Below are 12,718 nucleotides of genomic sequence, written 5' to 3'. Positions count from 1 at the left end.
CATACGCGGGCAAATCCCGATGAGTCAACGAAACGAACTACGCGGGCATCTTGACGTGAGGCAACGGGTCGACGCAGCGAGGCACCCATGAGTCCCGCCGCGGGTCCGCCGCCGAGCGGCGCATGCCAGCCGAGCGCTCACCTTGCCGCCGAGCGCGCCTATCCCAGCCGAGCGCAGCTATACCTATGCCTCGCTGCGAAATCAGCGCTCCACCGCGAAACGAGCGCTTCATCACGACGGCATGCAGCCCGGGCCGACGGCGCGCCAAGGCGCAGGTCAGTGGTCGACGCCCTCCAGCAGGTCAGTCACGAGGGCGGCGATCGGGCTGCGCTCGCTGCGGGTGAGCGTCATATGCGCGAACAGCGGATGGCCCTTCAACGTCTCGATGACCGCGGCGACGCCATCGTGACGGCCGACGCGCAGGTTGTCGCGCTGGGCGACATCGTGGGTCAGCACCACCTTGGAGTTCTGCCCGATCCGAGACAGCACGGTCAGTAGGACATTGCGTTCGAGGGACTGCGCCTCATCGACGATCACGAACGCGTCGTGCAGGGAGCGGCCGCGGATGTGGGTCAGCGGCAGGACCTCAAGCATGCCCCGGTCGAGGATCTCCTCGACAACCTCGGTGCTGACCACCGCCCCGAGCGTGTCGAAGACGGCCTGCGCCCAGGGGCCCATCTTCTCGGACTCGCTGCCCGGGAGGTAACCGAGGTCTTGGCCGCCCACGGCATACAACGGGCGGAAGACCACCACCTTGCGATGCGCGCGCCGCTCCATAACGGCCTCCAAACCCGCGCACAAGGCGAGAGCCGACTTGCCGGTTCCCGCGCGACCGCCGAGCGAGACGATGCCGATGTCCGGGTCCAGCAGCAGGTCGAGCGCGATGCGCTGCTCGGCGCTGCGGCCGTGGAGACCGAAGGCGTCGCGATCACCGCGGACCAGCCGGATCTGCTTGTCCGCGCCCACCCGCCCCAGCCCGGAACCGCGCGACGACAGCAGCCGTAGACCCGTGTGACAGGGCAACTCCGCTGCCTCGGCGTTCTCCAGCCGACCGGTGTCGTAGAGCGCGTTCAGGTCCTCAGCGCTGACCTCGAGCTCCGTGAACCCGGTCCAGCCGGACTCGACCGCCATCTCGGCGCGGTACTCCTGCGCGTCCAGCCCGACCGCCGATGCCTTGACGCGCATCGGCAGGTCCTTGCTGACGACGGTGACGGCATACCCCTCAAGCGCAAGATTCTTGGCAACGGCCAGGATGCGAGTGTCGTTGTCCCCCAACCGGAATCCGCCCGGCAGCGAGTTGGGATCGGTGTGATTGAGCTCGACACGCAGGCTGCCACCCTCAGTGCCGATGGGGACCGGGGAGTCGAGGCGACCATGGCTGATCCGCAAGTCGTCGAGTTCCCGCAGGGCGGATCGCGCGAAGTAACCGAGCTCCGGGTGGTGCCGCTTGCCCTCCAACTCGCTGACGACGACCACGGGCAGCACGACCTCGTGTTCCTTGAACCGCAGCATCGCCTTCGGGTCGGACAGGAGCACGGAGGTGTCCACGACATACGTCCGGCGGATCTCACCGGTGGCGGTGATGCCGGCCGGCGACGGCTGGGACGCAGTGGACGCGAGCGAAGCGGGAGTGGTCATCGAATGACTCCTTGCGTGGCCCGCGCGCCCGTATGGCGCCTGCGCGCCTAGGTCGTAGTGGTCCGGTCGACCCGCGCGTGGCCGGGCCGGGTCCGGCCCTCCTGCACAGACACCAGGTGTCCTGCCACGTCGGCCCTCCCGAGGGCGGCTCCCGGGTGGGTGCCGCTGCTCGTCAAACTAGGCACTCTCGCGGGCCAGATCGCGCACCGACACTCGAACACGCCGAGACGGATCGGTGAACGGTTGCCGACGCGCCGGTATGCCGCCCGGCCGCGTCACCAGCGGGCTCGCCTCGTCGGTCGGGCCCGCCGCTCGGCATCTCAGCAGAGGTTGGTCGAATCTGCACAGCTTGCACGGTGTGCTGATTCGACCAACTTCGGCTAGCAGAAGTTACTTGGCCCCCCGGCCGGTCAGGAGCCGAAGCGGCGGTTGCGGTCGGCATACGCCCGCAGGGCGCGCAGGAAGTCGACCCGGCGGAAGTCGGGCCAATAGGCCTCGCAGAAGTAGAACTCGGAGTGGGCGCTCTGCCACAGCAAGAAGCCGGAGAGCCGCTGTTCGCCGGAGGTGCGGATGACCAGATCCGGATCCGGCTGGCCGCGGGTGTAGAGGTGCTCGGCGATGGCCTCGACCGTCACGCTCTGCGCGAGATCGTCGATGCTGCCACCACCCGCGGCGTGCTCGGCCACCAGCGATCGCATGGCGTCGGCGATCTCCTGGCGCCCGCCATATCCGACCGCGATATTGACCACCATGCCCGGCACGCCCGTGGTCCGCAGGGCGGCCGCCTCTAGCGCGGTCCGGGTGTCCGGCGGCAGCAGATGCAGAGCGCCCACCGGGTGGATGCGCCAGCGGCCGGTTTCGGCGAGCCCCGCGACGGCCTTCTCGATGATCCGCAGCAGCGGCGTCAGTTCGCGCTCGGGGCGGGCGAGATTGTCGGTGGACAGCAACCACAAGGTGACGACCTCGATGCCGACTTCCTCGCACCACGACAAGAAGCCCGCGATATTGTCCGCGCCCGCCTGATGGCCGGTCTTGGAGTCAGCCCCACGTTCGGCCGCCCAGCGGCGGTTGCCGTCCAGCATCACCCCGACATGGCGAGGCAGCGCGTCCCGGTCCAGGCGGTGCGCGACCCGGCGCTCATAGGCACCGTAGAGGAGGTCTCCGAGCGACATATGCCGTCAGGAACCGGCCTGCGGGCGGTCATCCGGCCCCGCCGACGGGTCCGCATGCCCCTCCAACTCGGACGGGGCATCCTGCGTGCGTTCCGCTTCTTCCTGCGCGTGCAGGTGGTTCATCCGGCGCAGCCGACCGGTCAGATTGCGTCCGAGGAACCAAATCGCCAGCGCGAGGAGGAAGAAGACGACGAAGCCCATGAAGCCACTGGCGGCGGTCTCGGGGTCCGCACCGGGGCCGGCGAAGGGCAGCACCGCCGCGATCATGACGCCACCCGCGCGACGCGGCGATCCAGCGCCAACTCCCCGGGAGCCCCGGCCCGCGCATCAGCCTCGGCCGGCTCGCCCAGCCCGGCAAAGAGGCAATCCTCGCCGTCGGCGATCGGGACATAGGAGGCGGCGGCTTCGTACTCGTCATACGGCCAGATCTGGGCCTGGATCTCCCGCGGGACCTTGAAGAACCAGCCCTGGGGGTCGATCTGGGTGGCGTGGGCGATGAGCGCGTTGTCGCGCCGCTCGAACCAGTCAGAGCACGGGACCCGGGTGGTCACCGTCCGCTCCGGCCGGTCCCACTTCTCCAGCCACTCACCATAGGGACTCTCCTGGCCGGCCGCGACCAGCGCCTCGTGATAGGCCGTGATGCGCGCCTTGCTGAAGCCACCGTTGTAGTAAAGCTTCAGCGGCTGCCACGGCTCGCCCGCCTCGGGGTATGCCGTGGGGTCGCCCGCCGCGTCGAAGGCCGCCACCGCGACCTCGTGGGTGCGAATGTGGTCCGGGTGGGGGTAGCCGCCATTCTCGTCATAGGTCGTCATGACGTGTGGGCGGAAGCGCCGGATCTCGCGCACCAAGGCCTCGACGGGAACCTCTAAGGGCTCCAGGGCGAAACAACCGACGGGCAGCGGCGGCAGCGGATCGCCTTCCGGCAGACCGGAATCGACGAATCCGAGCCAGTGGTGGTCGACGCCGAGGATCGCCTGGGCGGCCGCCATCTCGTCGCGGCGGACCTGGGCGAGGTCGCGCAGAATGCGCGGATCGTCCTTGAGGTTGGGGTTGAGCACATCGCCGCGCTCACCGCCGGTGCACGAGACCACGAGCACGTCGGCGCCGCTGTCGACATACTTCGCCATCGTCGCCGCCCCCTTGCTCGACTCGTCGTCGGGGTGCGCGTGCACGCACATCAAGCGCATGCCCTGGCTCATACCGGTCCTTCCGTGGATGACATGATCGGGGGACATTCTTCCACCGCCGGTGCCACGGCATACGCAACCATGGCAGAGCCTTCCCATGACCTTCACCGATCCCGCCTCTTATGACGAGGACGAACTCGACGCGCCGAGCCGCCCCGCGAACTCGCGGCGGTGGTGGGTCATCGGCTCGATCGGGTGCGCCGCGATGCTCGCCGTGGTCGCCTGGTTCGGGGTCTCGGCGACGCACGGTCGGGTCTCCTGGCAGACCAGGGGGTATGTCGTGCAGGACCCCTCCGCCGTGTCCGTCACCTTCGATGTACACCGGCCCGCCGGCCTGGCCGTCTCGTGCCGGCTAAAGGCAATGGACGCGCGGTTCGGAACGGTGGGGAGCCTCGATGTGCCGATCCCCGCCGGTCCGCAGCGGAGCCTGACGCTGACCCACGAGGTGCGCACGACGGCCTTGGCCGTGACCGGGACGGTCGAACGCTGCACCCCCGCGTAGGACCCCGCTGGTAGACTTAGTGTTTTCCCCCGGGTCTGGACCGCAGCGTTGGCGGTCCGGACCTTTTTGACAATCCGATCCTTCGAGGAGCGTGCACCGTGACCGATCAGCCGAGCGCCGCCTACCTGACCCAGGAGGCCTTTGATCGCCTGAGCGCCGAGTTGGCCGAACTGTCCGGTCCCCGTCGCCAGGAGGTCGTCGCCCGCATCGAGGCCGCCCGTGAAGAGGGCGATCTGAAGGAAAATGGTGGCTATCACGCCGCCCGCGAGGAGCAGGGCAAGATCGAGTTGCGCATCCGCCAACTCACGCAATTGTTGGACAGTGCGCAGGTCGGCGCCACGCCTCCGCCGGATGACGGCGTGGTCGAGCCCGGGATGGTCGTGACCGTCGAGATGTTCGGCGACGAGGAGACCTTCCTGCTCGGGTCGCGTGAAATCGCGGATGGCTCTATCCAGGTCTTCTCCGAGGCCTCCCCGCTCGGAGCCGCCATCAATGGGCTCTCCGTCGGCGACACGACCTCCTATGCCGCGCCCAATGGCAAGCAGATCGAGGTCACGATCAAGAAGGCTGTGCCCTACACCGGCTGAGCCGTCGCGAGTCGGCGCATGGCCTGCCGCCTCCGTCGCCGTCCGGCCGGGTCACGAGAATTTGAGGCGATAGCCGGCGGAGCGCAGTGAGGTCAGGACGTCCTGACAGTGCTGCGGGCCCTTGGTCTCCAACTGGATGAGGATGTCGACCTCGTCGATGAGCAGGTTGGCGTCGTGGCGCATGTGCTCGACCTCGACGACATTGGCGTCGGCGGCGGCGCAGTCGGCGATCAGCCGGGCCAGGGATCCGGGCCGGTCGGGCATGACGACCCGGAATTGCAGATAGCGTCCGGCCGCAACCATGCCGTGGCGGATGATCCGCAGCATCAGGAGCGGATCAATATTGCCGCCGGAGAGCACGACGACGATCGGCCCCTCCCAGGCACGGCTGGCCTGCTCGTTGAGCAGGGCCACACCCGCAGCCCCGGCGGGTTCGACGACGAGCTTGCTGTGCTCGAGAAGCTGCAGCATCGCCCGGGAGAGCGCGGACTCGGACACGGTGTCGACGCGATCGACGGCGCTCTTGATGACCTCAAAAGGCACGGCCCCCGGCAGGCCGACGGCGATGCCATCGGCCATCGTCGCCATCTTGTCCGCCGCGATGGGGTGCCCCGCCGCGAGGGACATGGGGTATGCCGCCGCCTGCTCAGCCTGCACCCCGACGACCGTGGTCTGCGGCCGCTGTTCCCTAAGGACGGTGGCGATGCCGGCGAGCAGTCCGCCGCCGCCGAGGCTGACCACCACCGTGCCCACCTCGGGGCACTGCTCAAGGATTTCTAGGCCACAGGTGCCTTGTCCCGCAACGATATCCGGGTGATCGAAGGGGTGGATCAGGACGGCGCCGGTCTCGTCGGCATACGCCCGAGCCGCGAAAAGCGACTCATCGAGGGTGGCTCCGACCTGCTCGACCTCGGCGCCATAGGCACGGGTGGCGATGAGCTTGGGCATGGCCGCACCGACGGGCATATAGACCTTGGATCGGATACCGAGGCTGGTCGCGGCGAGCGCCACGCCCTGCGCGTGGTTGCCGGCGCTGGCGGCCACCACACCACGGGCTTTCTCCTCATCGGAGAGCCGGGAAATCCGGGTATAGGCACCGCGGATCTTGAACGATCCGGCGCGCTGCAGGTTTTCGCACTTGAGGAAGACCTCGGTGCCGACCTTCTCGCTGAGCACCCGGGAGTACTCCAGCGGCGTCGGACGAATCAGATCGCCTAGCTGTTCCCGCGCGGAGAGCACGTCTGCATAGGTCACGCTGGGCACCGTCGCCATGAGGCGCCACTCTAGTGGCCGCTTCGCACCCGCGAACCGAGAGGCGTCGCTCAGGCCTTTTCGGTGCGATTGCGGAAGGCCCGGATGGCCAGTGGCGCCAGGATCAGCGAGAGGCCGACCGACCACAGCACGCTGGCCAGCACGGGATGTCGCAGCGGCAGTGCTGTGTCGGCCCCGAGCGCCGGCGCGTTGCCCCACAACTCGCGCATCGCCTGCACCAGCGCGGAGATCGGGTTCCACTCAGCGATCGTGCGCAGGAAACTCGGCATGGCCTCGGTCGGCGCAAAGGTGTTGGCCAAGAAGGTGATCGGGAAGGTCGTCGTGAACATCACGCCCTGCACGGCCTCCACGGAACGCATCGCCGACCCGACGAACATCCCGACCCAGATCATCGCGAATCCCCAGAGCAGCAGCAGGGCATAGGCCAGAACGGCCTTCGGCAGATTGGTGTGGATGCGCCAGCCGACGATCAGGCCGGTCAGCGACATCACGACCACACCGATGCTCGAGTGGATCAGACTGGAAATGCTGCGCGCGATCACCACCGCGGAGCGGCTGATCGGCAGCGCCCGAAGCCGGTCGATGATGCCCTTGTCGAGGTCGTTGGTCAGCCCGATCGCGACGATGAAGGAGGCGAAGGCCATCGTCTGCGCCATGATCCCCGGCAGCAGCCACTCGCGATAACCACCAGCCGTGCCGGTCTGGATAGATCCGCCGAAGACATAGGCGAAAAGCAATACGAACATCACCGGCTGGATCGTGACGTCCATCAGCATCTCGGGCATCCGCTTGATGTGCGTCAGGTTGCGGCGCACCAGAGTTCGCACTTGTGCCGGCAGGCCGGCGCGCGAGCTGTGCAGGGCGTGAGTCGTCACCGGACTGGTCGCGATCTCGCTGCTCATGCGGTCTCCTCCAGAGTCTCTTGCGCGCTCGCGTCTTCGGCGCGGTGACCCGTCAGCCGCAGGAAGACGTCATCGAGCGTCGGTCGTTTGAGGCCGAGGTCGTCGACCTCGATGCCACTATCGGCGAAGGCTTCGGCGGCCTCGGTCATGGCCCGCAGGCCCTCGGAGGGTGTGGTGAGCTGCCGCGCTCCAGCATCGACATAGACCTCACCGCCGAGGCGCTCCATCAGTTCCTGCGCCCGGCCCAGATCGCCCGCATGCGAGACCGTGACGACGAGCGCGGCGGCGCCGGACTGCTGTTTCAACTGCAGCGGTGTGCCAGCGGCGATAACGGATCCGTGGTCGATGACGATGATGCGATCGGCCAGTTGGTCGGCCTCTTCGAGATATTGCGTCGTCAGCAGCAAGGTCGTGCCTTCACGCACGAGATCGCGCAGCACTTCCCAGAGCTCAACGCGGCTGCGCGGGTCGAGGCCGGTCGTCGGCTCGTCGAGGAAGAGCACGGGTGGCGTCGCGATCAGGCTGACGGCCAGGTCGATGCGCCGCCGCATACCCCCCGAATAGGTCTTGACCACCCGCCCGCCGGCCTCGGTCAAGGAGAAACGCTCCAAGAGTTCGTCGCTGCGCGAGCGCACTGTGGAGCGGTCCAAGCCATAGAGCTCGCCGATCATCCGCAGGTTCTCGCGACCCGTGAGCAATTCGTCGACGGTGGCCGACTGCGCCGTCAGGCCCATCGCGCGCCGCACCTGATCCGGCTCCTTGAGCACATCGAAGCCGGCCACTCGGGCGGTGCCAGAGGTCGGTCGCGAGAGCGTCGTCATCATGCGGACGGTCGTGGTCTTGCCGGCACCATTGGGGCCGAGCATGCCGAGCACGGACCCGGGCTCGGCGGCAAAGGAGACGCCATCAACGGCGGTGAAATCGCCGAAGCGTTTGACGAGATCGATCGCTTCGATCGCTGCGGTGGACATACCGAACAACCTAAACGACCCGACCGACAGCCCCTTCCGGCCCGATTAGACCGGCGCCACGCGCTCCCCCAGGCGTGCCGCCGCCTGTGGATACTTCTCGGCCAGCAAGCCGATGGCAAAGAGCAGGTATGCCGCGTCGACCGCTCCCGCCGCGGCCGCCGGCACGATCCAGCCGCCGCCGTGATCCGCGAGCACCCGATCCAACACCTCGGCCGCGAGCGCCGCATCGGCGTGCCGCAGCACGCCCCCGGAGCCGATGAGCAAGCCGACCTCTTTCAGCGCGCGCGGCGCCTCGCCGGGACGCGCCGGCCGGCCATGCCGCCGCACCGCCAAAACGGCCGCAGCTGCGGCGAGCTCCCGCTCGCTGGACCACTCGGCCGGTGAGCTCGGAAGGTGGGCGATATCGGCGTGGACGCGGGCGGCATACTCGTGCGCGGCGGGGGTCAGCGGCAGCGATTCGCGACCTGCTGCCTCGACGATTCCCGTTGCGCTCCAACGCATTCCGAGATCGGCCTCGACGGTGCGCAGCACGCGAGGCGCGGGCGAGACCTCCCGGCGGACACCGGCATCCTCGCCGCGCGGGATCAATGCGGAATAGACGTCGGTGGTCGCTCCGCCGATATCGAAGGCCAGCACATCCTCGCCCCGGGACTGCGCAAAGGACTCCACGCCGCGAAGCACGGCATCCGGCGTCGCCATCGTCACGAGGTTCGCGAACCGAGGACCGCGAGAGAGGCCTTTCCCGCCGATGACATGGCGCAGGAATACCGCTCGGATCGCCTCACGCGCACTTGTGGGGGCAAGGTCACCGATCCGCGGCAAGACATTGTCGGCGGTGATGACGAGGCGCCCCTTGGCGCGCAGAATCTCGGCGCATTCCGGTGCGGCCTCACGATTGCCCGCAAGCACAACCGGAGCGGCGAGCCGGGCGTTGGCGAGGCGAATAGCGTTGTGCCGCAAGATGTCCGCATTGCCGCCGTCGGTTCCGCCGACGAGCAGGATTACATCAGGACGAGCAGCCCGCAGCGCGCGGACCGCCTGGCCATCGAGGGGACCGTGAGCCACATGCACGACGCGAGCGCCAGCGCTCAAACCCACCCGATAGCCCGCGAGCGCGGTCACCGCATCCTCATAGCCGATAACCGCCAACCGCAGCCCACCGCCCGCGCTGGAGCACACGAACACGGCATCGCCGTGCTGCTGCCCGGCCTGCGCGGCGGCCGCGTCCAGCCCCTCGAGCACATCGGTTCCGGACGTGGTCGGGACACTTGAGCGACCGCATACGGAGCCATCGCCCAGGTCCACCCGCAGCGCTTTGGTGAAGGTGGAGCCGACATCGACGCACAGGGCGTGCGTCGGCGCGCTCACAACTCTCGCCACTGGGCCACCATCGCGTCGATGTCCACGAGCGGCGCCACCAGCGGCGGGGTCTTGAGGTCGCGGGGCACCAGCCGGTCGAACCGCACCCGATCGTTGTAATCGACCAGCACCGCCCGCACGCCCGCCTCAGAACGCAACTCCCGCAAGGATTCCGGGAAGCCCGCCGCCTCCCGGCGCAGCGAGATGACTGCAGGTAGGGCACCGGCCCCGTCGAGGCCTTCAGCCCGCATCTTCTGTTTGATCCACCAGTCCGGATCGTCGACGGATCCGAGGTCTAGGGGCTTCCCCGCGCCGCGGAGATTATCGAACTCGCCTCGCTCCTGCGCCTCGCGGATCAACCGCTCGACGTGGGACTCGTAGGGCTGCACGAGTCCCGACCCTACCGGGGGTGCCCGGGCGCCGATGGCGGCGCAGTGTGTGCGCGTTACGGCTTCGTAACCGCCGCAAGGCTTCCGGAACTCTTGTTGTTCGGGCACCGTTTGCCCAAGGAACCTGGCGCGCCTGCATCACCGGGCCACGATCTTGCTCTGTAAGACAGGCGGACCGTGATCACCTCCCGATCTGTGGGCGCCGGGGGAAGGAGTCTTGGTCATGGGACGTGCACGACGCGCGCGCAAGATTGCAGCCACCGCGGCATACGGCGGCGGCGGCCTCGCGGCGACAGCGGGCGCCCTCGGGGCGATCGGTTATGGCGTGATCAAGGTCGAGGCGAAGGTCGCGCGCAAGATCGTCGGGCGACCGTTCGAGGGGGCGCCGGACGATGACGATGTGTATGGCGCCGGCTTCGGCTCGGCCCTGGAATTGGTCATGCTCGGCGATTCCACCGCGGCGGGCATGGGCGCTGACACCGGACGGCAGACGGTCGGCGGCATCATCGCTACTGGCCTCGCGGCCTTCACCGGTCGACAGGTCCGCCTGACCAATGAGGCGGTCATCGGGGCCGAGTCCGCGGACCTGGAGCGGCAGCTGGCAAATGCGCTGGACCGAGTGGCGCGCCCCGATGTGGCGGTTATCCTCATCGGCGGCAATGACGTCACGCACCGGATCGATCGCACGACGGCAGTGCGTCATCTCGAGCTGGTCGTCCGCCGGCTGCGCGCCCTCGGCGTGGAGGTGGTCGTGGGCACCTGCCCGGACCTCGGCACGGTTCAGCCCATCCCCGTGCCCTTGAAGCATCTGGTCCGCCGCTGGAGCCGCGACCTCGCGGCTGCGCAAACCGTGGCCGTCGTCGAGGCCGGCGGGCGCACCGTCTCGCTCGGCGACCTGCTCGGCCCGGAGTTCCTGGCCTCGCCGAAGGAGCTGTTCAGCGAGGACCAGTTCCATCCGTCGCCGGCCGGGTATGCCCGTGTCGGCGCCGTCCTGCTGCCCGCCGTATGCGCTGCCCTCGGTGTAGGCGGTGTGGGTGACACCACGGACCGCCGGCCCGAGCCGACGCGCGGGGAGTCCGTCGGACCGGTCGCCGTCGCGGCCGGTCAGGCAGTCCTCGACCCGGGCACCGAAGTCGCCGGCACCGATCTGGCGGGCGAACCTCGCGGCCCGCGCGGCCGGTGGGCCGTCCTCCTACGCCGCCGTGCCACGCCCGTGCCGGACGAGGCGCCTGCCGAGCCGGGGCCGCCCGGCGTCGACGGCGGTGCCGGCCCGGTGGCTGACGAGCGGGCGACTGATGCACCCGCGACGCAGCGGCCGCTTGCGGACGAGGTCGACCCCGCCCGGCCCAGCACGTAGCCGCGGGCATCACGCGGCCGGGGGCGGCGGCATACAACTCCCACATCGCGGCACAACTCGTGCGTTATGTCGTGAGTCCTCCATCCGGCGGGAGGACTCACGACCAAACGAGTGGGTTACGACCGAACGTGGGACTCAGGGCAGGGCGCGGCGGAGCTCGCCGAGGTCGCCCACGACGTCGGCGGCGGTGATCCGGGAAGCGGCGAGGGCGTCATACGCGAGCACCGTCAGCTGGTCGGGCAGGGCCGCCGGGCCCAGCTCCGGGACGGGTATGCCGGGGTGCACCAGATCGGCATACCTCTCAAGGAGCGTGCGCACCGGCGCCGAGACGGACAACGCCTGGTCCAGCGGCAGTTGATGCCACCGCCGGACCAGGCGCGTCAGGTCGTCGGCGACCTCAGCAGGGAGCCGGGTCGCCACCGGGATCAGTCGCCCCGCAGGCGAGCCAGGAGGCGGAGGAACTCGATGTAGAGCCAGACGAGCGTCACGATCAGGCCGTGCGCGAGCAGCCACGAGAACTGCTTGGGCGCGCCAGTCGCGATGGCCCGGTCGATCGAGTCGAAGTCGAGGGCCAGGGTCAAGGACGCGAGGCCGACGGCGAAGATCGACAGCCCGATGCCCAGCGGGCCAGTGCCACCGAAGCCGAACGGGGTGTTGGAGACCATCGCGAAGATGAAGTTGATGACGGCGAAGATCGCGTAACCGAAGATCGCCAGCGTGACGATGCGGCGGAACTTGTCGGTGACCTTCAGGAAGCCTGACTTGTAGGCCAGGAACATGCCCGCGAAGGTCGCCAGCGTGGCGACGACAGCGGTGCTGACCAGGCCCTCGCCATAGGCGTCATTGAAGAAGTTGCTGATGGCGCCGACGAACAGGCCTTCGAGGGCGGCATACCCGATGATCAATGGCACGCTGATGGTCTTCTTGAAGGCGATGACCAGACCCAGGATCAGGGTCCCGATCATCCCGCCCAGCCAGAACATCATGCCGAGGGAGCGGTTCATGTCAGACCCGATCCAGCCCACGGCACCGAAGCCGATGACGAGGCTGAAGAGGGTCAACGTCTTCATGACGACGTCGTCCATCGTCACGCGGCCGGTCTGGACCGGGCCGGCGGACGGCTGGTTGTACATATCCTGCAGCTGCCCCGGGGTGGGGTAGGCCTGGCCGTAGCCCTGCTGCGGGAAGCCTTGGGGCGTCTGCGTCTGACCGCGCGAGGCGCCGAAGCCGGCATAACCCTGCCGTGACTCGCGATCGATCCGGTCGAACACCGGGTTGCTCATGGTGGTCCCTCCAGGACACATCGGGCGCGGCACCCTTCGCCGCGCTCAGCACATACAGCGTTGCAGACTTCGCGCTTGTTCCCGTTGCCGAGCACGGGG

General features: G+C 68.6%; 14 protein-coding genes. 3 read left to right on the top strand and 11 right to left on the bottom strand.

Annotated features, from left to right (window positions below; all coding sequences use genetic code 11):
* Positions 1 to 276: 276 nt before the first annotated feature.
* The 4 genes from phoH2 to mca form a co-directional block, all read right to left on the bottom strand.
* Complete coding sequence (gene phoH2 / locus ABD225_RS10975; RefSeq protein WP_425564398.1) at positions 277 to 1,512, bottom strand: RNA 5'-3' helicase PhoH2; 1,236 nt, start codon at positions 1,510 to 1,512, stop codon at positions 277 to 279.
* 536 nt (positions 1,513 to 2,048) lie between these two features.
* Positions 2,049 to 2,810, bottom strand: coding sequence for an isoprenyl transferase (locus ABD225_RS10970; protein ID WP_344084912.1), 762 nt, complete (start codon positions 2,808 to 2,810; stop codon positions 2,049 to 2,051).
* 6 nt (positions 2,811 to 2,816) lie between these two features.
* Positions 2,817 to 3,077, bottom strand: coding sequence for a hypothetical protein (locus ABD225_RS10965; RefSeq protein WP_344084909.1), 261 nt, complete (start codon positions 3,075 to 3,077; stop codon positions 2,817 to 2,819).
* The gene (gene mca, locus ABD225_RS10960) at positions 3,074 to 4,009 is read right to left on the bottom strand and encodes a mycothiol conjugate amidase Mca (protein WP_344084906.1); all 936 of its coding nucleotides are present in this window, start codon (positions 4,007 to 4,009) and stop codon (positions 3,074 to 3,076) included. Before mca ends, ABD225_RS10965 begins: the two co-directional genes overlap by 4 nt.
* A gap of 85 nt (positions 4,010 to 4,094) precedes the next feature.
* Between mca and ABD225_RS10955 the strand changes: the two genes are divergently transcribed.
* The gene (locus ABD225_RS10955; RefSeq protein ID WP_344084903.1) at positions 4,095 to 4,499 is read left to right on the top strand and encodes a DUF4307 domain-containing protein; all 405 of its coding nucleotides are present in this window, start codon (positions 4,095 to 4,097) and stop codon (positions 4,497 to 4,499) included.
* A 98-nt stretch (positions 4,500 to 4,597) separates the two neighbouring features.
* Entirely contained in the window at positions 4,598 to 5,086 is a 489-nt protein-coding gene (greA, locus tag ABD225_RS10950) for a transcription elongation factor GreA (protein WP_344084900.1), read from the top strand.
* A 51-nt stretch (positions 5,087 to 5,137) separates the two neighbouring features.
* Here greA and ilvA read toward each other — a convergent pair whose 3' ends face one another.
* From ilvA to ABD225_RS10925, 5 genes are read right to left on the bottom strand one after another with little or no spacing between them, the layout of a single operon-like run.
* Positions 5,138 to 6,358, bottom strand: a complete 1,221-nt coding sequence (gene ilvA, locus ABD225_RS10945; protein ID WP_344084897.1) for a threonine ammonia-lyase — start codon at positions 6,356 to 6,358, stop codon at positions 5,138 to 5,140.
* Positions 6,359 to 6,408: 50 nt separating this feature from the next.
* Positions 6,409 to 7,260, bottom strand: a complete 852-nt coding sequence (locus ABD225_RS10940) for an ABC transporter permease (RefSeq protein WP_344084894.1) — start codon at positions 7,258 to 7,260, stop codon at positions 6,409 to 6,411.
* Positions 7,257 to 8,231, bottom strand: coding sequence for an ATP-binding cassette domain-containing protein (locus ABD225_RS10935; protein ID WP_344084891.1), 975 nt, complete (start codon positions 8,229 to 8,231; stop codon positions 7,257 to 7,259). The genes ABD225_RS10940 and ABD225_RS10935 overlap by 4 nt, the downstream gene beginning before the upstream one ends.
* A 45-nt stretch (positions 8,232 to 8,276) precedes the next feature.
* Positions 8,277 to 9,599 (bottom strand): glutamate mutase L, encoded by a 1,323-nt coding sequence (locus ABD225_RS10930; protein WP_344084888.1) that lies wholly within the window; start codon positions 9,597 to 9,599, stop codon positions 8,277 to 8,279.
* Entirely contained in the window at positions 9,596 to 9,979 is a 384-nt protein-coding gene (locus ABD225_RS10925; RefSeq protein ID WP_344084885.1) for a DnaJ family domain-containing protein, read from the bottom strand. The genes ABD225_RS10930 and ABD225_RS10925 overlap by 4 nt, the downstream gene beginning before the upstream one ends.
* Positions 9,980 to 10,202: 223 nt before the next feature.
* Here ABD225_RS10925 and ABD225_RS10920 point away from each other — a divergent pair, with 223 nt between their 5' ends.
* Positions 10,203 to 11,336 (top strand): SGNH/GDSL hydrolase family protein, encoded by a 1,134-nt coding sequence (locus ABD225_RS10920; protein WP_344084882.1) that lies wholly within the window; start codon positions 10,203 to 10,205, stop codon positions 11,334 to 11,336.
* Between the two features lie 135 nt (positions 11,337 to 11,471).
* Here ABD225_RS10920 and ABD225_RS10915 read toward each other — a convergent pair whose 3' ends face one another.
* Together ABD225_RS10915 and ABD225_RS10910 are read right to left on the bottom strand one after the other, a co-directional pair.
* Positions 11,472 to 11,756 carry a hypothetical protein gene (locus ABD225_RS10915; RefSeq protein WP_344084879.1) on the bottom strand — a complete coding sequence of 95 codons (285 nt, stop codon included), beginning with the start codon at positions 11,754 to 11,756 and terminating at the stop codon, positions 11,472 to 11,474.
* A 5-nt stretch (positions 11,757 to 11,761) separates the two neighbouring features.
* Complete coding sequence (locus tag ABD225_RS10910; RefSeq protein WP_344084876.1) at positions 11,762 to 12,619, bottom strand: Bax inhibitor-1/YccA family protein; 858 nt, start codon at positions 12,617 to 12,619, stop codon at positions 11,762 to 11,764.
* Positions 12,620 to 12,718 lie beyond the last annotated feature (99 nt).

This window comes from Nostocoides veronense, assembly GCF_039531185.1.
Lineage (GTDB): Bacteria > Actinomycetota > Actinomycetes > Actinomycetales > Dermatophilaceae > Nostocoides_A > Nostocoides_A veronense.
Note: the sequence above shows the minus strand (reverse complement) of the source record. Positions and strands in the feature narration are given on the sequence as shown.